This is a genomic window from Stenotrophomonas sp. GD03777 (assembly GCF_029842485.1).
In the GTDB taxonomy this organism is placed as follows: Bacteria; Pseudomonadota; Gammaproteobacteria; order Xanthomonadales; family Xanthomonadaceae; genus Stenotrophomonas; species Stenotrophomonas sepilia.
Map to the genome: position 1 here is coordinate 12,333 of NZ_JAOCGL010000002.1, position 20,727 is coordinate 33,059.

The window sequence follows — 20,727 nt, forward strand, 5'->3', positions numbered from 1 at the left end:
TCCCATGCGACCGCTTCCCACCCTGCTCACGCTCGCAATCGCCGCCGCCTTCGGTGGCTTCGTTGCCACCGGCATCAATGCCCACCTGGACAACCGTGCCGACGCCGCGCCGCTGCCGGCGGTGTTGCCGACCACGGCGGCCTTGCCGGCTTCGGTGGCCGGTCAGGCGGTACCGTCGCTGGCACCGATGCTGGAAAAGGCAATGCCGGCGGTGGTCAGTGTCAATACCAAGCAAGTGGTGCGCGTGCGCAACCCCTTCTTCAACGACCCGTTCTTCCGCCGCCTGTTCCCGGATATCCCACAGGAACGCATCAACGAATCGCTGGGCTCGGGCGTGATCATCGACGCCAAGGAGGGGCTGGTGCTGACCAACCACCATGTCATCGACAACGCCGATGACGTCCAGGTGACACTGGCGGACGGGCGCACGGTCAAGGCCGAGTTCCTCGGTTCGGACCGCGATACCGACATCGCGCTGATCCGCATTCCGGCGCAGAACCTGACCGACATCAAGCTCGGCAACAGCGACCAGCTGCGCGTAGGCGACTTCGTGGTGGCCATCGGCAACCCGTTCGGCTTCAGCCAGACGGTCACGTCCGGCATCGTCTCGGCGGTGGGCCGCAGCGGCATCCGCGGGCTGGGCTACCAGAACTTCATCCAGACCGATGCGTCGATCAATCCGGGCAACTCCGGTGGCGCGCTGGTCGACCTGCAGGGCCAGCTGGTCGGCATCAATACCGCCAGCTTCAATCCGCAGGGCAGCATGGCCGGCAACATCGGCCTGGGCCTGGCGATTCCTTCCAACCTGGCGCGCAGCGTGGTCGACCAGCTGGTCAAGCACGGCGTGGTGGTGCGCGGCACGCTGGGCGTGGAAAGCCAGAACCTGACCGCGCAGATCGCGCAGGGCCTGGGCCTGGGCGAAACCCGCGGTGCGCTGATCACCCGCGTGCTGGCCGGTTCGGCCGCCGCCGCAGCCGGGCTGAAGCCGGGCGACGTGGTGGTGTCGGCCAACGGCCAGCGCGTGGACAGCGCCGAGGCCCTGCACAACGTGGAAGGCCTGGCGGCCGTCGGCAGCGCGATGACGCTGGACGTACGCCGTGAAGGCAAGCCACTGCAGATCAAGGCGACGCTGAAGGAACAGGCGCGCGCGGTCACCGGTGAGAGCCTGGACCCGCGCCTGACCGGTGCGACCTTCGTCGACCTGCCCGAGTCACTGCGGCAGTCTGGCGTCGGCGGCGTGCTGGTCAGCGAGGTCAAGCGCGGCAGCCGCGCCGCCAGCAACGGCCTGCAGCAGGGCGACATCATCACCGACGCCACCGTGGGCGAATTCGCCGACCTGGCCAGCTGGCGTGCCAATTTCCAGCAGCGCCCGCCGACCCTGGTGGTGCGCGTGCTGCGCAACAATGGCCAGCAGCAGGGCCAGCTCGTGATGCGCTGATCGCCCTGCCGTAACACCCCCTATACCCCGGCAATGCTATTGCTGTCCGTCCAGGTCGGCACCGCCGACGCCCGTTCCCCCATCGCAACAGGAGTGATTCGATGAGCCCCACCAATACCGAAAACCTGAAGGAACACCTGGGTGAAGCCGGTTCCCACCTGAAGCAGGCCGCCAGCGCCGCCGGCGGTGCGATCAAGGGCGCCACCGGAGCCGCGACCGACGAACTGCGCATCGGCAAGGCCAACGTCAAGGCTGAGCTGTCCGACAGCGCGCTGTCCGGCCTGGCCGCTGCCGAGTTTGGTGGTGCCGCCGCCAAGGAGCAGGTCGATGCGCTGATGGACAAGGGCAAGGACCTGATCGACAGCGCCGCCGAGCTGATCCGCGAACGTCCGCTGGCCTCGTTCGGCGTGGCCTTCGCTGCCGGCTGGATCATCGCCAAGCTGGCCCGCGGCAGCAGCGACAAGTAAGCCGCGGCGTGAGCGAAGACAACGCGCAAGCCCCTGATCCGGCGGCTACCCCGCCGCTGGATGAGAGCATCCGCCAGGTCGGCGCGGCCGGTCGTGCCGCTGCCGACTCGGCCAAGCACTCGCTGCGTTCGCTGCGCCGGTTGGCCTCGGCCGACTTCGCGCTGGCTCGCAGCGCATTCGGCCGTGCACTGGCCTGGGCCGGGGTAGCGATCGTATTTGGTGCGTCGGCCTGGCTGCTGATGGCCGCCACCCTCATCGCCCTGCTGCAGAGCTGGGGCCTGAGCTGGCTGCAGGCGCTGCTGATCACCTCGCTGCTGAGCCTGGCCGTCACCGGTTATGCGATCTGGCGGGTGTCCTACTTCTTCCACCACACCGGCATGCACGCCACCCGGCGCCAGCTGTCCCGCCTGGGCCTGTTCGACGAGCCCAGCGAAGACGACCCCGATGCCGATGTGCAGCTGCCAGAGGGCAAGCCATGAAGTTCGGTGCGCTGCAGCGGCGGGTGAAGCGCTGCGAACAGGTGGTGACCGTGCGTCTGGTCGAGACCCAGGACCACTGGTCCACGCTCAGCCAGGTCTGGCGCCAGGGCTGGTCGCCACTACGCATTGTGGTAGTGGGCCTGGCCGGTGGCTTCATTGCCGGCAAGCTGGAAATGCCGGGCAAGGTCAACGGTGCGCGCTGGCTGCAGATGGTGGGTTCAGTGTCGAACCTGTTCGCCAGTGCGCAGGCAGCGTTCGCCACGGCGATGGCGGCGCAGGCGGCGGCTACCGCCGACGATGCGGCCGAAGAAGCCGACAACGCCAGCGAACAGGCACAGGCGGCCGCATCGGCATCAACCGCACGGCCCGCGCCAGCGGCGGCGCCACGGCCCGCCGCAGAACCGGAGCCGCGCGAACCGCGCCCGGCCGAAGCCGCCACCGAACTGTCCGAACGTTGATCCATGGAATCCGCCGCGCCGATCGCGGCCGGCGGATAATGCGCTCCCCTTTCCGGCTGATGCGTCGATGAGCGAGTCCTCCCTGTCCCTGTCACCAGCCGATCCGCAGGACCCGGAGGCACCGCTGCCGCCTCCGTCTCGCCCACGCGGGCCGATGTCGCTGGTGGTGCTGGCGACCCTGGCGGTGGGCTACACGCTGTGGGCTGCGCAGGACATCATCCTGCCGGTGCTGCTGGCGATGTTCTTCGCACTGGTCGGCAACCCGATCCTGCGCCTGCTGCAGAAACTGTGGATTCCGCGCGCGCTGGGCGCGCTGCTGATTCTCGGCGCCGGCCTGGGCGTGACCGGTTCGCTGGCGGTGCAATTGATCGGCCCGGCGATGGAATGGGCGCAGGAAGCCCCGCAGCAGCTGCGCAAGGTCGCCCGCCAGGTGCAGGACCTGACCAAGCCGGTGCAGCAGGCCAACCAGGCGGCGGAGAACTTCGCGCGCGTCGCCGGCGGCGACAGCAACCACAAGGTGCAGGTGATCCGCACCCAGCTCGACGACCCGTACCGCATGCTGACCCGCGCGCCACGGCTTGCCGCCTCGGTGCTGGCCGTGGTGCTGCTGACCCTGTTCTTCATGATCTACGGGCAGAGCCTGCAGCGCGCGGCAATCGCGCTGTTCCCGAACCGCCAGCAGCAGCGCTTCACCGCCGACATCCTGCGGTCGATCGAGCGCGAGGTCTCGCGCTACGTGCTGACCATCAGCGTGATCAACACCCTGGTCGGGCTGGTGTTCGCAGGCGTGCTGATGCTGCTCGGCATCGGCCTGCAGGAGGCGCTGCTGTGGGGCACGGTGGCTGCGCTGCTGAATTTTGCCCCGTACGTCGGCCCGCTGATCGGCGTGGCACTGATGCTGCTGATGGGCTTCGTGGAATTCCGCGACCCGCTGCAGGCGCTGCTGCCGGCGGCCGCGTACCTGGCCCTGCACACTCTGGAAGGGCAGATGGTGACCCCGATCGTGCTGGGCCGGCGCATGAAGCTGTCGCCGCTGGTGCTGATCCTGGCGCTGATGGTGTTCGGCTGGGCCTGGGGCATGATCGGCCTGCTGCTGGCGGTGCCGCTGCTGGTCTGCATCAAGCTGGTGCTGGCACGGCTGGAAGGCATGCAGGGCTGGGCACGGCTGCTGGAATGAAAGCCCGCGCGGGCAGGCGTAGAATGGCGGGGTGAATTTCCCCGTCCAAGCCATCACTCTCGACCTTGACGACACGCTGTGGCCGTTCGCTCCGATTGGCGCCCGCATCGACCTGGTCCTGCACGAGTGGATGCGTGAACACAGCCCCGCCACCGCCGCGATGTATCCGGTGGCGGCAATGCGCGAACTGCGCGAGCGCCTGTACCACGCCCATCCGCACCTCCATCACGACCTGAGCGCACTGCGCCGGCTGACCCTGCACGAAGCGCTGCACGCCAGTGGCGCCAGCCTCGATCTGCTGGAGCCAGCGTACGAAGCGTTCTACGCCGCGCGCAACCAGGTCGAGTGCTATCCCGATGCGATCGATGCGCTGGCGCGGATTGCCGCGCGGGTGCCGGTGGCAGCGCTGAGCAACGGCAACGCCGATCTGGAGCGGATCGGCCTGGCGCATCATTTCGCCTTCCAGCTGGGCGCGCGCGAACACGGCGCGGCCAAGCCGGAGGCAAGCATTTTCCACGCCGCCTGCACCCGACTGGGTGTGGCGCCGGCACAGGTACTGCATGTCGGCGACCACGCCGAAATGGACGTGGCCGGGGCGATCGCCGCCGGCCTGCGCGGGTGCTGGATCAACCGCGAAGCAGCCACCTGGACCCATCCGAAACTGCAGCCGGACCTGCAGTTCGACACCCTCACCGGCCTGGCCGACTGGTTGGACGCCAACCTCGACGCCGCCGCATCCCGGAGTACCTGACGCATGAGCGAGATCACTGGTTTCACCGCCGACACCACCGCGGCGCTGCCGCTGTACGTGCTGGACCGCGAGCAGTTCGCCGCCTGGAAGGACGGCCAACCGGCCGCCACCCAGGCCTGGCTGGCCTCGCAGGGTTTCACTGCCGGTGCGCACAGCGTGGCCCTGCTGCCCGGCAGTGAGGGCCTGGCCGGCGCGGTGATCGGTGTCGGTGATCGCGCCGATGCCTACAGCTATGCGCATGCGCCGCACGCGCTGCCGGAAGGCAGTGTCTGGCAGCTGGCCAATGAACTGCCTGCCGCCGAACAGGCGCTGCTGCAGCTGGGCTGGGGTTTGGGCAGCTACCGCTTCGACCGTTACCGCAAGCGCAACCGCGCCCCGGCGCAGCTGGTGGCCTCACCGTCCGGCGAAGTGGCCGACCTGATCGCCGCCAGCCTGCGCGTGCGCGACTGGGTCAACACCCCGACCGAAGACATGGGGCCGCAGCAGCTGGAAGACGCCGCGCGTGCACTGGCCGATGCACATGGTGCGCAGGTCGAGGCGATCACCGGCGATGAACTGCTGAAGCAGAACTTCCCGGCCATCCACGCCGTGGGCCGCGCGTCGCACCGCGCGCCGCGCCTGGTGGTGCTGCGCTGGGGCAAGGAAACCGACCCGGCACTGGTGCTGGTCGGCAAGGGCGTGTGCTTCGATACCGGCGGCCTGGACATCAAGCCGGCCGACGGCATGCGCAACATGAAGAAGGACATGGGCGGCGCCGCGCATGCGCTGGCCCTGGCCGGCCTGGTGATGGCGCGCGGACTGCCGGTGCGCCTGACCCTGCTGGTGCCGGCGGTGGAAAATGCGATCGGTCCGGATGCGTTCCGCCCGGGCGAAGTGATCGCCACCCGCAAGGGCCTGAGCGTGGAGATCGACAACACCGATGCCGAAGGCCGCGTGATCCTGTGCGATGCGCTGACCTTCGCCGGTGAGCAGAAGCCGGACCTTGTGCTGGATTTCGCCACTCTTACCGGTGCCGCACGCATCGCGCTGGGTCCGGATCTGCCGGCGCTCTTCAGCAATGACGACACGGTGGCGCAGCAGTGGCTGCAGGCCGGCGACGCAACCCGTGACCCGGTCTGGCGCATGCCGCTGTGGCGGCCCTACCTGCGCTATCTGAGCAGCGGCATTGCCGACCTGGCCAATGCCGGTTCGCGCATGGCCGGCTCGGTGACCGCCGCGCTGTACCTGGAACGCTTCCTCGAAGACGGCCAGCGCTGGGCGCACCTGGACGTGTACGCCTGGAACGACGGTGAACGCCCGGGCCGTCCGGCCGGTGGCGAAGCGCTGGCGCTGCGCTCGGCGTGGGCGATGTTGAAGGCGCGTTACAGCTGATCGGGTGGGTGCCGACCTTGGTCGGCACGCCGTCCCCGGCAAACTTGACGAAAATTTGAATACCGGGCCTGGAAGGGTTCTGCGAGGATGTGTGGGTCGACCACCCACACGCTCCGTGAAGGCAGGACTCCGACCATGTCGCTCTTCGGCTACACCCGTGCCGGCCAGACGCCAGGCGCACCGCGCAAGCATTCCCCCCTGCTCTGGATCGCGCTGATCGCGCTCATCCTGGGTACCGTGGCGCTGGCCTTCGCCTGGCTGGCCGGCTGGATGGGCGACCGCCTCACCGCGCAGCGCTTCACCGACACCATCGAGGCCACCGGCCCGGCCCATCCGGGCTTCCGCCGTGCACACAGCAAGGGCGTCTGCGTAAGCGGCTGGTTCGAACCCAGCGCGCAGGCCCCTACCCTGTCCAGTGCCCGGGTGTTCTCGCAGACGCGTGTGCCGGTGATGGGCCGCCTGTCGATCGGTGGCGGCGACCCCTACGGCGCCGACAACACCGCACGCGTGCGCAGCCTGGCGGTGCAGATGGTCAGCGATGATGGCCAGGAATGGCGCATGGCGATGAACAGCTTCCCGTTCTTCGCGGTACCCACGGCCGAGGCGTTCTACGAGCAGACCCGCGCCTCGATTCCTGACCCGGCCACCGGCAAGCCGGACCCGCAGAAGATGGCGGCAGTGCTGGCGAAATACCCCAGTGCGCAGGCGTTCCAGCAGTGGGCGAAGACAGCGCCATGGACCAGCAGCTGGGCCGACACCACTTTCAACAGCGTCAACAGTTTCTGGTTCACCAATGCGCAGGGCCAGAAGCGTGCGGTGCGCTGGCGCTGGCAGCCGCTGGCGCCGGTGGTGGAGATGGATGCGGAAGCGCGCAAGCAGGCCAGCGTCGATTTCCTCAGCCAGGAACTGCAGCAGCGCCTGGCCCGCGGCCCGGTACGCTGGAACCTGGTCGTGACCACCGCCGAGCCCGGCGATGCCATCGATGATCCGTCGGTACCGTGGCCCGAGTCGCGTGACCAGGTAGTGGCGGGCGTACTCAGCCTGGACCGCATGCAGTCGCAGGAAGAAGGCGCCTGCGGCCAGATCAACTTCGATCCGCTGATCCTGCCCAGTGGGGTGCGCGGCAGTAATGATCCGATCCTGGCGGCCCGCTCGGCGGTGTACTCGCAGTCCTTCAACCGCCGTGAACGCGAGCGCGCCGCCGGCAATGTCGAGCAACCGAAGGAGGCCGCACGATGAGCACCGGCAACGGCCACTTCAACCTGCTGGCGCGGGTGCTGCACTGGTCCATGGCGCTGATGATCGTCGCCATGCTGTTCATCGGCGTGACCATGGTCGCCTCGCTGCACCTGCGTCCCGCGCTGATCGACCTGCACCGCCCGCTGGGCATCGCGATCCTGTTGCTGGCGCTGCTGCGCCTGTACAACCGGCTGCGCCATCGCCCACCGGCGCTGCCTGCCGACCTGCCGGTCTGGCAGGGGGTAGCGGCCAAGGCCTCGCACTGGATGCTGTACGCGCTGATGCTGGCGATGCCGTTGATCGGCTGGGCGATGCTGTCGGCCGGCGGATACCCGATCGTGTTGTGGGGAGGGCTGCACCTGCCGCCGATCGTGCCGCACACCCCGGCGTTGTATGCCGCCTTGCGCAATGCGCACAGCCTGTTGGCGTATGTGCTGTTCGCTACGGTGCTGATGCATGTGGGTGCGGCGTTGTTCCACCTGTGGGTGCGTCGCGACGGGGTGTTCCAGGCGATGGCGCGCGGGAAGAAGTGATGATCGGGTTCGCCGGGAGTTCCCGGCGGATCGTTTCCGCGACCGCAGGGGGTGTCACTTTTCTTTTCGCGCGAAAAGAAAAGTAACCAAAAGAAACGCGCCGCCAGAGCGCGAGCCGGTGCTGCGCACCGGTGCCCTGTGCTTCTCGGTGAATCAGGGGACGGCGCCGAACTCGCTACGCTCAAACACCGGCGCCTCTTCGCCCCTGATTCCCCTGCGATGCTCGGCTCGCTCAAGGCGGACCCAACATCAAGAGCGACAGCTGCACCCAGTAGATCCACGCCATGCGTGGATGCTCTTGCTGTTGATCTTGACCTTCAAGTCCGCCTTGAGCGAGCCGAGCACCGCAGGTCCGGCGAGGGCGAAGAGGTGCGGGTGTCTGAGCGCAGCGAGTTCCCGCACCGTCCCTCGACGGACCGAGGAGCGCAGGGCACCGGCGTGCGAAGCGCGCCGGCTCGCGGCCGGCGGAGCGTTTCTTTGGTTACTTTCTTTGCGCGCAAAGAAAGTGACACCCACCCGCGGTCGCGGAAACGACATCACCAGGAAAGGCAGGCCGCCCCTACAGCCACCCTTTCTGCCGCGCCAGCCGGTACGCCTCAATGCGATTGGCCACGCCCAGCTTGCCGATGCACTCGGACAGATAGTTGCGCACTGTGCCGTGCGACAACCCCAGCTGTTCGGCGATCTCGCTGGCGGTGCGGCCCTCGCCCGCCAGCCGCAGCACGCGACGCTCGCGGTCGGTCAGCGGATCGGCCTGCGACCACGCATCCAGTGCCAGCTGCGGGTCGATCGCGCGGATGCCCTGCTTCACCTTGCGCAGTGCCTCGGCCAGGTTCTCGGCCGGTGCGTCCTTCAGCAGATAGCCCAGCACGCCCGCTTCCAACGCACGGCGCAGGAAACCGGCGCGGGCAAAGGTGGTCACGATCACCACCTTGATCGGCAGCTCGTGACGCGCGATGCGCTGTGCAAGCTCCAACCCGGACAAGCCCGGCATCTCGATGTCGGTCACCAGGATGTCCGGCTGCAGCTGCTGCAGCATGCGCCACGCGGTTTCGCCGTCGGCGGCGCTGCCCAGCACTTCGATATCCGCTTCCAGGCCCAGCAGCGCCGACAGTGCGCCGCGTACCATCGCCTGGTCTTCGGCCAGCAGGATGCGGATCATGCGGCACCGTCCTGCACCAGCGACGGCGGCACGCCTGGCGGCAGCGGTGTGGTCGCGGCGGCCAGTGGCACGCGCACGGTCAGCACCGTACCCTCGCCCCTTGCGGACTGCACCTGCAGGCTTCCACCCAGGGCGGCCACGCGTTCGCGCATGCCGCACAACCCATTGCCCTCGGCCTGCACGCCGCCACGACCATCGTCGCGGATCTGCATCGCCAGCATGCGTCCCTCCAGCATGAACTCCACCCGTGCCTGCGTTGCCTGTGCGTGGCGCACGATATTGGTGGCGGCCTCGCGCAGCACCAGCGCCAGCCCACGTTCGACATCCACCGGCATCGCCGGTGGGGGTGCGTATTGAAGGTGGACCTGCTGGCACTCCAGCAGCAGCCGCGCCGACGCCAGCTCACCGGCCAGGTCACTGGCGCGGATGCCGGTGACCGCGCTGCGGACCTGTGCCAGCGCTTCGCGGGCGATGGCCTCGGCCTCGCCGATCTCCACCCGCGCGCGCGCGTCGCCGCGGTCGTGCAGCTTGCGCGCCAGCTCCAGCTTCAACGTGATCAGCGACAGGGTGTGGCCGAGCAGGTCGTGCAGGTCGCGGCCGATGCGTTCGCGCTCGGCGGTGGCTGCGAGCCGCCGCACCTCGTCCTGCGACAGCTGCAGTGCCGCATCCTTCTGCTGGTTGAGTGCCTCCACGTTCACGACCAGGCCGACGATATAGGACACGGCGGGGATCCAGACCAGGCTCTGCCACGGGTACTGGAACAGCAGGGCGAGGCTGCAGAACAGGAGGTTCAGGCCAGTGAGCTGCAGCAGATACTGCCACCAGCCGCCGCGACCGCTCACCCGCAGCAGCACGCAGCCGAACACGAAGTAGGTCAGCCCGGACGGGTACCAGGGCAGCAGCACCAGCGACATCGCGATCAGGCCCAGGGCATAGCGCGGGGCGTGATGGCGCGGCGCCACCATCACCTTGGCGTACAGCAGCAGGAACACCGGATAGCTGGCCAGCGTCAACAGCAGCCAGCGCAGGGTGAAGCCATGGCCAAGCAAGGGCGTCAGGAAGATCCACACTGACCACAGCAGGTGGATTGCCTCGCCCCAGGGGGACTTTCCCCGGCGCAGCGTCTCGGCCACCGCCGAGTCGGGCGCGGGGCGCAGCAGCGAGGCAAGCCAGATGGACGGCACGGGCGGTTCCAGGCGGGGACGATCGCCGCCGATCATGCCAGTTCAGCCGCCTGCGCGCAGGCGCCACCGTCGGCTGGGCGGCACCGGCGCAGCCGAGCGCAGATCACGGTACGCTTGGCGGCGCCGCTGCGGCGGGCCGGCAATGGGGCGATCGGATCCATGGGCAGTACCGGTAGCGGGAACGTTGCCATCCTGTGCCGCCGTGGTCACATTTCGCAGTTGCCGCCGTCAGTGTCATCGGATGACAGCTGTCACTGCCGTCTTCGCTGTGCCTGCCTTCATGCTGTGCCGCACGCTCCACCGCCGGAACCGCCGTCGTCCGCGCTTCCGGCCACACCCGCCCGAACGCATGTGATGGAACGAATGAACGCTTCTGCCGAGCTGTTGAAGGAACTCCGTATCGACCGCAAGTCGCCGCCGCCGGCCGCCGGAGGCAATGGCGGTGGCCGCCGCGGGTTGTGGATCGCGATCATCGTGGTCGTGCTGCTGGTCGCCGCGACCGTGGCCTACCTGTTCGGCCGCGCACCGGCCGTAGAGGTGGAAACCGCTCCCGCCGTGGCCATCCAGCAGGGCAGCGCCAGCAGCTCGGTGCTCGACGCCAGTGGCTACGTGGTCGCCCGGCGCATGGCCACGGTATCGGCCAAGATCACCGGCAAGGTGCGCGAGGTGATGATCGAAGAAGGCATGCGGGTCGAGGCTGGCCAGGTGATGGCCACGCTCGACCCGATCGATGCCGACGCGCAGCGCAGCCTGTACGCCTCGCAGCTGCAGGCCGCACGCAGCCAGGTCGCCGGGCTGGAGGCGCAGCAGAGGCAGGCCGCCGCTGAAGCCAGCCGCCTGCAGGCGCTGGTTGGCCAGCAGCTGGTCTCGCGCTCGCAGTACGACCAGGCCGTGGCCCAGCGCGACAGCCTGCGTGCGCAGCTGGATACCGCGCAGCGCAACGTCAAGGTTGCCAACGACCAGCTGGCCATCGCCGATCTGGGCGTGGACAACAACATCGTGCGCGCGCCGTTCTCCGGCGTGGTCACCGCCAAGGCGGCGCAGCCCGGCGAGATCGTTTCGCCGCTGTCGGCGGGTGGTGGGTTCACCCGTACCGGCATCGGCACCATCGTGGACATGGACTCGCTGGAGATCGAAGTCGAGGTCGGCGAGGCTTTCATCGGCCGCGTGCAGCCGAAGATGCCGGTAGAAGCCACGCTCAACGCCTACCCGGAATGGAAGATTCCCGGCGAGGTGATCGCCATCATCCCCACCGCCGACCGCGGCAAGGCCACGGTGAAGGTGCGCGTGGCGCTGAAGGTGAAAGACCCGCGCATCGTGCCGGAGATGGGCGTGCGGGTCAGCTTCCTGGAACAGGCGCAGCCGCAGGCGGCCGCCAAGCCGCAGGGCGTGCGCGTGCCGGGCGGCGCCGTGGTGCAGCGCGACGGTGCCTCGGTGGCCTTCGTGCTGGGTGACGAGAGCCGCGTGCAGCAGCGCACGGTCGAGGCCGGCCAGGCGATGGGCAAGGACCGCCAGATCCTCAAGGGCGTGAGCGCAGGTGAATCGGTGGTGGTGAACCCGCCGGACACCCTGCGCGATGGCGCCAAGGTGCAACAGAAACAAGCGCAGTAACGGCCTGGCGCCCGTGGGCGCGGCCGGCAGCATCGCTCGACGCACGCCTGCGGCCGCCGCAGGTGCGCTTCCCCGTTTCCCGCCTCCCGTGGAGAACCACCCATGTCGACCCTGGTTTCACTGCGCAACATCACCAAGACCTACCAGCGTGGCCCCGAGCAAGTGCAGGTGCTGCACGGCATCGACCTGGACATCGCCAGCGGCGACTTCGTCGCGCTGATGGGCCCGTCCGGTTCGGGCAAGACCACCCTGCTCAACCTGATCGGCGGCCTGGACAGCCCCACTGGCGGCGAGATCAGCATCGAGGGCGAGCGCATCGACCAGATGAGTGGCGGCCAGCTGTCGACGTGGCGCAGCCACCATGTCGGCTTCGTATTCCAGTTCTACAACCTGATGCCGATGCTGACCGCGCAGAAGAACGTGGAACTGCCGCTGCTGCTGACCCACCTCAGTGCGGCGCAGCGCCGCCGCAATGCCGAAATCGCGCTCACCCTGGTCGGCCTGGCCGACCGTCGCAGCCACCGCCCGAATGAACTGTCCGGCGGCCAGCAGCAGCGCGTGGCGATCGCCCGCGCGATTGTCTCCGACCCGACCTTCCTGATCTGCGACGAACCAACCGGCGACCTCGACCGCCAATCGGCCGAGGAGATCCTCGGCCTGCTGCAGCAGCTCAACCGCGAGCACGGCAAGACCATCATCATGGTCACCCATGACCCGAAGGCCGCCGAGTACGCCACGCACACGGTGCACCTGGACAAGGGCGAGCTGGCCGACGCGCCGCTGGCCCACTGACGGAGGCCACAGCGATGAAATACTTCTCGTTGGTGTGGGCGCAGCTGTTCCGCAGCCGCACGCGCACCTTGCTGACCCTGCTGTCGGTGGTGGCCGCGTTCCTGCTGTTTGGCATGCTCGATTCGGTGCGCGTGGCGTTCTCGTCGGGTGGCAGCGTGGAAGGCGCCAACCGCCTGGTGGTGGCCTCGCGGCTGTCGATCACCCAGTCACTGCCGATCCGGCTGGAAGCACAGGTTCGGCAGGTGGCCGGCGTCCGTGACGTGGCTTATGGCATGTGGTTTGGTGGCATCTACCAGGACCCGAAGAACTTCTTCCCGAACTTCTCGGTGTCACCCAACTACTTCGATGTCTACCGCGAACTGCAGATCGATCCGGCACAACTGGAGGACTGGAAGCAGACCCGCACCGGCGCCATCGTCGGCGAAACCCTTGCCAAGCAGTTCGGCTGGAAGATCGGCGACACCATCCCGCTGCAGGCGACGATCTTCCCGCGTGGCGGCAGCAACGACTGGCCGCTGGTGCTCAAGGGCATCTACCGTTCCAAGGACCGTGCGCTGGCCGCCAACGAAGAACGCCAGTTGATGATGAACTGGAAGTACTTCGATGAATCCAACGACTACATCAAGAACCAGGTGAGCTGGTACACGGTGACGCTGGACAACCCGGACCACTCTTCGCGGGTCGCACAGGCGATCGATGCGATCTCGGCCAACTCCGACCACGAGACCAAGACCCAGACCGAATCGGCGTTCCAGCAGGCCTTCGTCAAGCAGTTCGCGGATATCGGCATGATCGTCACCTCGATCATGGGCGCGGTGTTCTTCACCCTGCTGCTGTTGACCGGCAACACCATGGCGCAGGCCGTGCGCGAGCGCGTGCCGGAGCTGGCCACGCTGAAAACGCTGGGCTTCAAGGACAGCACCGTGCTGACCCTGGTGATGGTGGAGTCGGTGCTGCTGATCGGCCTGGGCGGCCTGATCGGCATGGGCCTGGCCGCCCTGATCCTGCCGGCCATCGGCCCGAAGAGCATGGGCATGCTGCCGCCGCACGTGCCGACGCCAACCTGGCTGATGGGGCTGGGCCTGATCGTGGTGATCGGCATCATCGTCGGCCTGTTGCCAGCGTTGCGTGCCAAGCGCCTGAAGATCGTCGACGCACTGGCCGGTCGCTGAGGAGAACACCGACATGTTCAAGAGCAAACTCAAGAAGTGGCTGGGCAACGGCGTGACGGTGCTGCTGCTGGCGGTCGGCCTGGTGCTGTGGATCAGCCTGCCGTGGATCGGCGTGCTGGCCGTGGCCGTGCTGGTGGCCCTGTGGTTGCTGCTGACCCGCGGTGGACGGCTGGCGTTGGCCGCCACCCGCATCGGCGTGGCCAGCCTGCCGCAGCGCTGGGGCGCGTCCTCGGTGATCGTGGTCGGCATCGCTGGCGTGGTCGGCGTGCTGGTGGCGATGCTGGCGATGGGCGAAGGCTTCCAGGCCACGCTCAACAACACCGGCGATGACACCACTGCCATCGTGCTGCGCGGTGGCTCGCAGGCCGAGACCAACTCGGTGATCACCCGCGAACAGGTACCCATGCTGTCCACCCTGCCCGGCATCAGCCGCGATGCGCAGGGCCGGCCGTTGTTGTCACCGGAGCTGTCGCAGGTGGTCAACCTGGTGTCCAAGTCCGATGGCACCGACGTCAACGCGCAGTTCCGCGGCGTCGGCCCGCAGGCGTGGGCGGTGCATGACAAGGTCAAGATCGTTGAGGGCCGCAAGTTCGCCACCGGGCTGCGCGAGATCGTGGTCGGCCAGGGCGCCAAGGGCCAGTTCCGCGACATGGAGGTCGGCAGGACGCTGACGCTGGGCAACCAGACCTGGACCGTGGTCGGTGTGTTCGCCACTGGCGATGCGCATGATTCGGAACTGTGGACCGACGCCGATACGCTGGCCACCACCTACCAGCGCAGCGCCTGGCAGTCGATCAGCGTGCGTACCGATGGCAAGGCCGGCTTCGATCAGTTCAAGGCGGCCGTCGCTGCCGACCCACGCCTGAAGCTGGACGTGGAAACCACCCGCGTCTACTACAGCAAGCAGGGCGGCGGGCTGACCAAGCTGATCGACATTCTGGGCAAGGTGATCGGCACGATCATGGCGGTCGGTGCGGTGTTCGGCGCGCTCAACACCATGTATGCGGCCGTGGCCACGCGCGCCCGCGAAATCGCCACCATGCGTGCGATCGGCTTCCGCGGCCTGCCGGTGGTGACGGCCGTGATGCTGGAAACGATGCTGCTGGCGCTGCTCGGTGGCCTGCTCGGCTGTGCGGTTGCATGGCTGCTGTTCAATGGCTACAGCGTGTCCACCATCGGCAGCAACTTCAGCGCGGTGGTGTTCAAGTTCCACGTATCACCGGAACTGCTGTGGACCGGCCTGAAATGGGCACTGGGCATCGGCCTGGTCGGCGGCCTGTTCCCGGCGCTGCGCGCGGCGCGTTTGCCGATCACTACGGCGCTGCGCGAAACCTGAGCATCATGCAGCGGTGGACTGCGCATCACGCAGGGGGACGGAGCGAAGGCTCCGTCCCTTTTTCGTTGCTGAACTCAGGCATCCATCGCCGCAACATCGGATGGTGGGTGCCGCAGGGCCAAATGCCGGCGAACAGCCTCCTCCGGCGCGTACGCCGTGCCCAGCGCGTGCTGCTCACCCGTATGCCTGTCGACGAAGATCGGGCCATTGCCGGCCAGCGCGTCCGAGATCTCGCCGGATTGCAGGTAGCGCAGCGACTGGAAGCAGAACAGCCAGCCTTCGACCATCTCATGCTCGTGCGTGATGGCAACCGGCTCATCGTCGCTGGCAAGTGCAGCCTGCACGCGACGGCGTGCTTCGTCGAGCTGGATCATTCCTTCGCCTCTTGTTTTCGATGACAGCGCGAAGAGCATTTCATGCGGGTGGATGCATCGCAACGGATAGGCACCTGCGTACAAGTGCGCACTGCGGCGTGTTGTCACAACCGCTCAAGCGTGGCGGTTCTGTGCCGCTATCGATGCCTCTACTCATCGCAGACGCAGTGCGCGTGACGCTGCGCACAGTGCATCTGTGGATTGTTGGTTGCGATTCATCTTCGCGCACTCCCAGCGGCGTCGAGACAAACAGTTACGAATGAAAACATTCTAGAATCGCGCCCCCCACGTTGGTTTGCAGCACCCCACGCGCCCATAGAACGGGCGCATGTTTTTACTGAAACACGAGATTTCACGGATGTCCCTGAAAACCAATCCGCTGCGCAACGCGATCGTCATCGCGCTGGCCGCCAGCTGCACCACCCCCGCCTTCGCACAGAGCGCCGGCGATACCCCGACCAACCTCGACCGCATCGAAATCACCGGCTCGCGCATCCGCCAGGCCAGTGTCGAAACCGCACAGCCGGTGGTCGCGCTCAACCGCGCCGAGATCGAGAAGAAGGGTTACGTCAACGTCGCCGACATCCTGCAGGACATTCCTGCCGCCGGTGCGCCGAGCATGAGCCGCGCCTCGTCGCTGACTTCTTCGCGCGATTTCGGCGGCATGTACGTCAGCCTGCGCAACCTTGGCCCGGAACGCAGCCTGGTGCTGATCGACGGCCGCCGCATGGGCGTCAGCGCCGGCGGCTACTCCGACCTGGCCTCGATCCCGTCGTCCATCGTCGAGCGCGTGGAAGTGCTGACCGACGGCGCCTCCGCGCTGTACGGCTCCGATGCCATCGCCGGTGTGGTCAACATCATCACCCGCAAGAATTTCGATGGTGGCGAGGCCAGCGTCTATGTCGGCCAGTACGGCCAGGGTGACGGCCAGAAGCGCGCATACAGTGCAACCTTCGGCAAGACCTTCGAGCGCGGCTGGTTCAGCGTGGGCGCCGAGCGCACCAAGGAAGACGAGGTGCTGGGCAAGGACCGCGAGTTCAGCCGTTACACCAACGGCCCGCGCCACCCGAACGATGGCCTCAACGGCAACACGCCGTGGGGCTACGTCACCGTCGGCGGCAAGAACCTGACCGTGGGTCCGGGCGGCGACCCAAGCAAGGCCGGCAACTTCCATGCGCCGAACCCGGCCGATGGTGCCAACACCAAGTCGAACATGAGCCTGCTGACCGGCCTGGAGCGCACCTCGGTGTTCGCCAACGGTGGCTTCTCGATCACCGACAACCTGCGCATCGTCGCCGACGCGCTGTACAGCAAGCGCGAGTCGACCAAGCACCTGGCCGGCTACCCGTACTCGGTCAGCGCCGCGCAGGCCCGCAATGGCAGCCGTGCCGCCCTGTCCAAGGACAGCGCGTTCAACCTGTGGGGCCAGGATGCGCTGTTCGCGCACCGCACCGAGGAACTGCCGCGCGGCACCGAGAACAACCTGGAAACCAAGCGCGCCAGCATCGGCCTGGAAGGCAGCTTCGAAACCGGTTCGCGGTACTGGGACTGGAACATCAACTACATGTACAACCGCAACGAAGGCGAGCGCATCGGTACCGGCAGCATGTACCAGCCGCACGTCAACCTGGCCGTCGGCCCGTCCTTCATGGACGGCAACGTGGCCCGTTGCGGTGCGCCGGGCGCGGTGATCGCCGGCTGCGTGCCGTGGAACCCGGCTGCCCCGATGGGTTACACCGGCCCGGGCTCGCTGAGCAACCAGGACGTGCAGGACTACCTGTTCACCCGCTTCGTCGACAAGATGCAGAGCACCACCAAGGTCGCCAGCGGCAACATCTCCGGTTCGCTGTTCACCCTGCCGGCCGGCGACATCCTGGCCGCGATGGGCTTCGAGCACCGCAGCGAGGAGGCCAGCTACACGCCGGACATGAAGGTGCAGAAGGGCGAGATCGCCGGCACCAGCGGCCAGCCGACCCGCGGCAACTACTCGCTCAACGAGGCCTACCTGGAACTGCAGGTGCCGTTGCTGGCCGACCTGCCGTTCGCCCGCGAACTGTCGCTGGACGTGGCCGGTCGCTACTCGGACTACAACAACTTCGGTTCCACCACCAACAGCAAGTTCGGCCTGAAGTGGAAGCCGATCGACAGCCTGCTGGTGCGCGCCACCTACGGCACCGGCTTCCGTGCGCCGACCGTGGATGACCTGTATGGCGGCACCGTCAGCAGTCGCGACTCGTTCACCGACCCGTGCGATACCTCCTTCGGCACCGCCGCCAGCAGCCCGGCCGTCGCTGCCCGTTGCCAGGCGCTGAAGGTGCCGGCCAACTTCCGCCAGCTCAACAGCGATGGCAGCGTGGCCACCAAGCCCGGCCAGCAGGCCACCACCGATTTCAGCTCGGGTTCCAACCCGGACCTGAAGCCGGAAACCGCCAAGACCTGGACCGTGGGCCTGGTCTACAGCCCGGACTTCGTGCAGGGCCTGGACGTCAGCCTGGACTGGTGGAAGATCCGCATCGACAACGCCATCGTCGGTGAGTCGGCCACCAACATCCTGGAACAGTGCTACGTGCAGGGTTCGGATGCTGCCTGTGGCCGCTTCACCCGTGGCAGCAACGGCCAGGTCAACTCGCTGGACCGCTCGCTGGTCAACGCGGGCTACCGCGAAACTGCCGGCTATGACATCAACGTGCGTTACCGCCTGCCGGAAACCGCGTTCGGCAAGTTCGCCGTCAACTGGAACACCACCTACACCGATTACCTGGAGCAGCGCAACGACAGCGCCGCCACCACCCCGGTGGAACAGCGTACCGGTTGGGCGGGCGACTTCCGCGTGCGCTCCACCTTCAACCTGGATTGGCAGTATGGCGACCTCGGCATCGGCTGGACCGCGCGCTACTACTCCAGCATGAAGGAGAAGTGCTCGTACATGGACGAGTGCAACATGCCGGGCTTCAACTCGTCGTACACCAGCGCCTCGCCGACCAACAGGGTGGGCTCCAACACCTTCCACGACCTGCAGGTGCGCTACAGCCTGCCGTGGGATGGCACCGTGTCGCTGGGCGTGAACAACGTGTTCAACCACCAGGGCCCGATCATGTACAGCCAGCCGAACAGCAGCTTCACCTACTACGGTGGCTTCGACATCGGCCGCTTCATGTACATGAAGTACCAGCAGCGCTTCTAAGCCTGCAACCGCGTTCCCGCCACGGCCATCCCTCTCTCCTGGCCGTGGATGGAAGCAGAACGGCGCCCCTCGGGGCGCCGTTCTTTTTTGCGTGGAAGCAGGGTCGGATCCCCGCCGGCGCTAGCGCTTGGCGCGCATCGTGCGGATGTTGTCGCCGACGAACAGCACCAGGCCAGCCCAGATCGCTGCAAACCCGATCGCCTTGGCAGTGTCGAATGCCTCATGGAAGAAGAACACACCCAGCAGCAGCTGCAGGCTCGGTGCGATGTACTGCAGGATGCCGACCAGCGACAGCGGAATGCGCTTCACGCCGTAGGCGAAGCCGATCAGCGGTACTGCGGTGACCGCGCCGCCGAAGATCAGCAGCAGGTCGTTGCGCCAGCCCCAACCATGGAAGAACGCACCGCCGTGGCCGTTCTCGGCCCAGATCGCAAACGCCAGCGCCGGCAGGAACAGGTACATGCTCTCCACGCCGAGGCCGGCCACCGGGTCGACCGAGACCAGCTTGCGCAGCAGGCCATACAAGCCGAACGAACAGGCCAGGCCCAGCGCGATCCACGGTGGCGTACCTGCATCGATGGTCAGCCAGGCCACGCCCACCGCCGCCATTGCCACCGCTACCCACTGCAGCCGGCGCAGCCGTTCCTTCAGCACCAGCACGCCCAGCAGCACGTTCACCAGCGGGTTGATGAAGTAGCCCAGGCTGGTCTCGATGACATGACCGGCGTTGACCGCCCAGATGTACAGGCCCCAGTTGAACGCGATGGTCAGGCTCGACACCAGCAGGATCGGCAGCGCGCGCGGCTGCGCGGCGATCTTCCGCCACCAGCCCAGGCGCGCACTGATCAACAGCCAACTCAGCACCAGCACCGTGCTCCAGATGATGCGGTGGGCGATGATCTGGAACGAGGGCACCTCGTTGAGCAGGTGCCAATAGACCGGCACCAGGCCCCAGATCACGAAGGTGGATGCAGTGACCAGCAGGCCCCGGCGTTGTTCTTTCTCGTCCATGCTCACTTCTTTCTCGTCCTTGCCATTGTCAGCACCACCACACCCAGAAGAATCACCGCCATCGCCAGCAGGTCGCGCCAACCGAAGCGCTCACCGTTGAGCAGCGCGCCCAGCAGCACCGCGATCACCGGATTGACATACGCGTAGCTGCCCGCGAGCGCCGGGCGCACGTTCTGCAGCAGCCACACGTAGGCAGTGAACGCGACGATGGAGCCGAACACGCACAGATAGGCCATCGCCAGCAGGCCACCGGTATCGGGCAGCGTGGTCGGGCGCTCGCCCACCGCCAGGCCGATCAGCACCAGCAGCACGCCGCCGCAGATCATCTGCCCGGCCGCGGTCATGAACGGACCCGGCAGGTCCAGGCCGCGTGCCCACACAGAACCGAACGCCCAGCCGATCGGCGCGATCAGCAGCAGCACCAGCCCGGTCGGCGAGCCGGTCAGGCTGCTGCCGGCGTTGAGCCAGACCACGCCGAGGAAGCCGATGGCGATGCCCAGCCACTCACCACGGCTGGCATGTTGCCCGCGCAGCGCCGAGAACAGCGCCATCCACAGCGGCACCGAGGCCACCGCCGTGGCGGCCAGGCCCGAGGACACCTCGCGCTCGGCCAGCACCACCATGCCGTTGCCCAGCACCAGCATGGTCACACCCATGATGACCAGGTTGCGCCACTGCCGCAGCGTCGGGTTCGGCAGCTTCCAGAACAGGCGCAAGGCCAGGAACATCAGGCCGCCGGCAATGATGAAGCGGCTGCCGGAGACCATCGTCAGCGGCAGTGCGCCGCCGTGCAGGGCCTTGGCGATGCCCAGATAGGTCGAACCCCAGACCACGTAGACCAGCAGCAGTGCCAGCGCGACAAGGCCACCCCGGGGGGCAGCCGCAGACGAAGAGGGGGGAGCCGACATGACACACCAGGGAGCCGGGGGAAGGCGGATTCTAGGACGTTTTGAGTATGGTCCGGGACCCCATACGGTGGCACGCTGTC

Annotated in this window: 19 protein-coding genes; 14 read left to right on the top strand and 5 right to left on the bottom strand. The window is 67.4% G+C overall.

The genetic code is table 11. The features are described from left to right. Nucleotides 1-4: 4 nt before the first annotated feature. The 9 genes from N5E02_RS00900 to N5E02_RS00940 all read left to right on the top strand — a co-directional run bounded on the left by N5E02_RS00900 (nucleotide 5) and on the right by N5E02_RS00940 (nucleotide 7,913). The gene (locus N5E02_RS00900; protein WP_279945709.1) at nucleotides 5-1,438 is read left to right on the top strand and encodes a Do family serine endopeptidase; all 1,434 of its coding nucleotides are present in this window, start codon (nucleotides 5-7) and stop codon (nucleotides 1,436-1,438) included. A 101-nt stretch (nucleotides 1,439-1,539) separates the two neighbouring features. Beyond that, complete coding sequence (locus tag N5E02_RS00905) at nucleotides 1,540-1,905, top strand: hypothetical protein (protein WP_010486932.1); 366 nt, start codon at nucleotides 1,540-1,542, stop codon at nucleotides 1,903-1,905. Nucleotides 1,906-1,913: 8 nt separating this feature from the next. After that, nucleotides 1,914-2,384 carry a phage holin family protein gene (locus tag N5E02_RS00910; RefSeq protein ID WP_004153834.1) on the top strand — a complete coding sequence of 157 codons (471 nt, stop codon included), beginning with the start codon at nucleotides 1,914-1,916 and terminating at the stop codon, nucleotides 2,382-2,384. Continuing rightward, nucleotides 2,381-2,842 (top strand): hypothetical protein, encoded by a 462-nt coding sequence (locus tag N5E02_RS00915; RefSeq protein WP_005420550.1) that lies wholly within the window; start codon nucleotides 2,381-2,383, stop codon nucleotides 2,840-2,842. The genes N5E02_RS00910 and N5E02_RS00915 overlap by 4 nt, the downstream gene beginning before the upstream one ends. Before the next feature lie 67 nt (nucleotides 2,843-2,909). Continuing rightward, nucleotides 2,910-4,019, top strand: coding sequence for an AI-2E family transporter (locus tag N5E02_RS00920; RefSeq protein WP_065178990.1), 1,110 nt, complete (start codon nucleotides 2,910-2,912; stop codon nucleotides 4,017-4,019). Nucleotides 4,020-4,050: 31 nt separating this feature from the next. After that, nucleotides 4,051-4,770, top strand: coding sequence for an HAD-IA family hydrolase (locus N5E02_RS00925; RefSeq protein WP_053499497.1), 720 nt, complete (start codon nucleotides 4,051-4,053; stop codon nucleotides 4,768-4,770). 3 nt (nucleotides 4,771-4,773) lie between these two features. Continuing rightward, a complete protein-coding gene (locus N5E02_RS00930; protein ID WP_279945710.1) occupies nucleotides 4,774-6,141 on the top strand; it encodes a M17 family metallopeptidase in 1,368 nt (455 codons plus the stop codon). A 135-nt stretch (nucleotides 6,142-6,276) separates the two neighbouring features. Continuing rightward, nucleotides 6,277-7,380 carry a catalase family peroxidase gene (locus tag N5E02_RS00935; RefSeq protein WP_065196038.1) on the top strand — a complete coding sequence of 368 codons (1,104 nt, stop codon included), beginning with the start codon at nucleotides 6,277-6,279 and terminating at the stop codon, nucleotides 7,378-7,380. Continuing rightward, nucleotides 7,377-7,913, top strand: coding sequence for a cytochrome b (locus tag N5E02_RS00940; protein ID WP_065178987.1), 537 nt, complete (start codon nucleotides 7,377-7,379; stop codon nucleotides 7,911-7,913). The genes N5E02_RS00935 and N5E02_RS00940 overlap by 4 nt, the downstream gene beginning before the upstream one ends. 559 nt (nucleotides 7,914-8,472) lie before the next feature. Here N5E02_RS00940 and N5E02_RS00945 read toward each other — a convergent pair. Both N5E02_RS00945 and N5E02_RS00950 read right to left on the bottom strand, forming a co-directional pair. After that, nucleotides 8,473-9,075, bottom strand: coding sequence for a response regulator transcription factor (locus N5E02_RS00945; RefSeq protein WP_005420563.1), 603 nt, complete (start codon nucleotides 9,073-9,075; stop codon nucleotides 8,473-8,475). Further along, the gene (locus N5E02_RS00950; RefSeq protein WP_279945711.1) at nucleotides 9,072-10,295 is read right to left on the bottom strand and encodes a sensor histidine kinase; all 1,224 of its coding nucleotides are present in this window, start codon (nucleotides 10,293-10,295) and stop codon (nucleotides 9,072-9,074) included. Before N5E02_RS00950 ends, N5E02_RS00945 begins: the two co-directional genes overlap by 4 nt. Before the next feature lie 327 nt (nucleotides 10,296-10,622). Between N5E02_RS00950 and N5E02_RS00955 the strand changes: the two genes are divergently transcribed. The 4 genes from N5E02_RS00955 to N5E02_RS00970 all read left to right on the top strand — a co-directional run bounded on the left by N5E02_RS00955 (nucleotide 10,623) and on the right by N5E02_RS00970 (nucleotide 15,170). Then, nucleotides 10,623-11,870, top strand: a complete 1,248-nt coding sequence (locus tag N5E02_RS00955; RefSeq protein WP_065178985.1) for an efflux RND transporter periplasmic adaptor subunit — start codon at nucleotides 10,623-10,625, stop codon at nucleotides 11,868-11,870. A gap of 102 nt (nucleotides 11,871-11,972) precedes the next feature. Then, nucleotides 11,973-12,662, top strand: coding sequence for an ABC transporter ATP-binding protein (locus tag N5E02_RS00960; RefSeq protein ID WP_005420572.1), 690 nt, complete (start codon nucleotides 11,973-11,975; stop codon nucleotides 12,660-12,662). Between the two features lie 14 nt (nucleotides 12,663-12,676). Continuing rightward, nucleotides 12,677-13,834: an ABC transporter permease gene (locus tag N5E02_RS00965; protein ID WP_005420575.1), complete on the top strand. Its 1,158-nt coding sequence runs from the start codon at nucleotides 12,677-12,679 to the stop codon at nucleotides 13,832-13,834. Between the two features lie 13 nt (nucleotides 13,835-13,847). Then, nucleotides 13,848-15,170, top strand: coding sequence for an ABC transporter permease (locus N5E02_RS00970; protein WP_005420576.1), 1,323 nt, complete (start codon nucleotides 13,848-13,850; stop codon nucleotides 15,168-15,170). 74 nt (nucleotides 15,171-15,244) lie between these two features. Here the strand turns inward: N5E02_RS00970 and N5E02_RS00975 are convergent, their stop codons facing one another. Next, complete coding sequence (locus N5E02_RS00975; RefSeq protein WP_005420578.1) at nucleotides 15,245-15,544, bottom strand: YrhB domain-containing protein; 300 nt, start codon at nucleotides 15,542-15,544, stop codon at nucleotides 15,245-15,247. A gap of 358 nt (nucleotides 15,545-15,902) precedes the next feature. Here N5E02_RS00975 and N5E02_RS00980 point away from each other — a divergent pair, with 358 nt between their 5' ends. Beyond that, nucleotides 15,903-18,728: a TonB-dependent receptor gene (locus tag N5E02_RS00980; protein ID WP_065185637.1), complete on the top strand. Its 2,826-nt coding sequence runs from the start codon at nucleotides 15,903-15,905 to the stop codon at nucleotides 18,726-18,728. Nucleotides 18,729-18,848: 120 nt separating this feature from the next. Here the strand turns inward: N5E02_RS00980 and rarD are convergent, their stop codons facing one another. Both rarD and yedA read right to left on the bottom strand, forming a co-directional pair. Further along, nucleotides 18,849-19,745, bottom strand: coding sequence for an EamA family transporter RarD (rarD, locus tag N5E02_RS00985; protein WP_065185636.1), 897 nt, complete (start codon nucleotides 19,743-19,745; stop codon nucleotides 18,849-18,851). Further along, on the bottom strand, nucleotides 19,742-20,647 hold the full coding sequence (gene yedA, locus N5E02_RS00990; RefSeq protein WP_005420582.1) for a drug/metabolite exporter YedA: 906 nt from the start codon (nucleotides 20,645-20,647) through the stop codon (nucleotides 19,742-19,744). Before yedA ends, rarD begins: the two co-directional genes overlap by 4 nt. Between the last annotated feature and the right edge of the window lie 80 nt (nucleotides 20,648-20,727).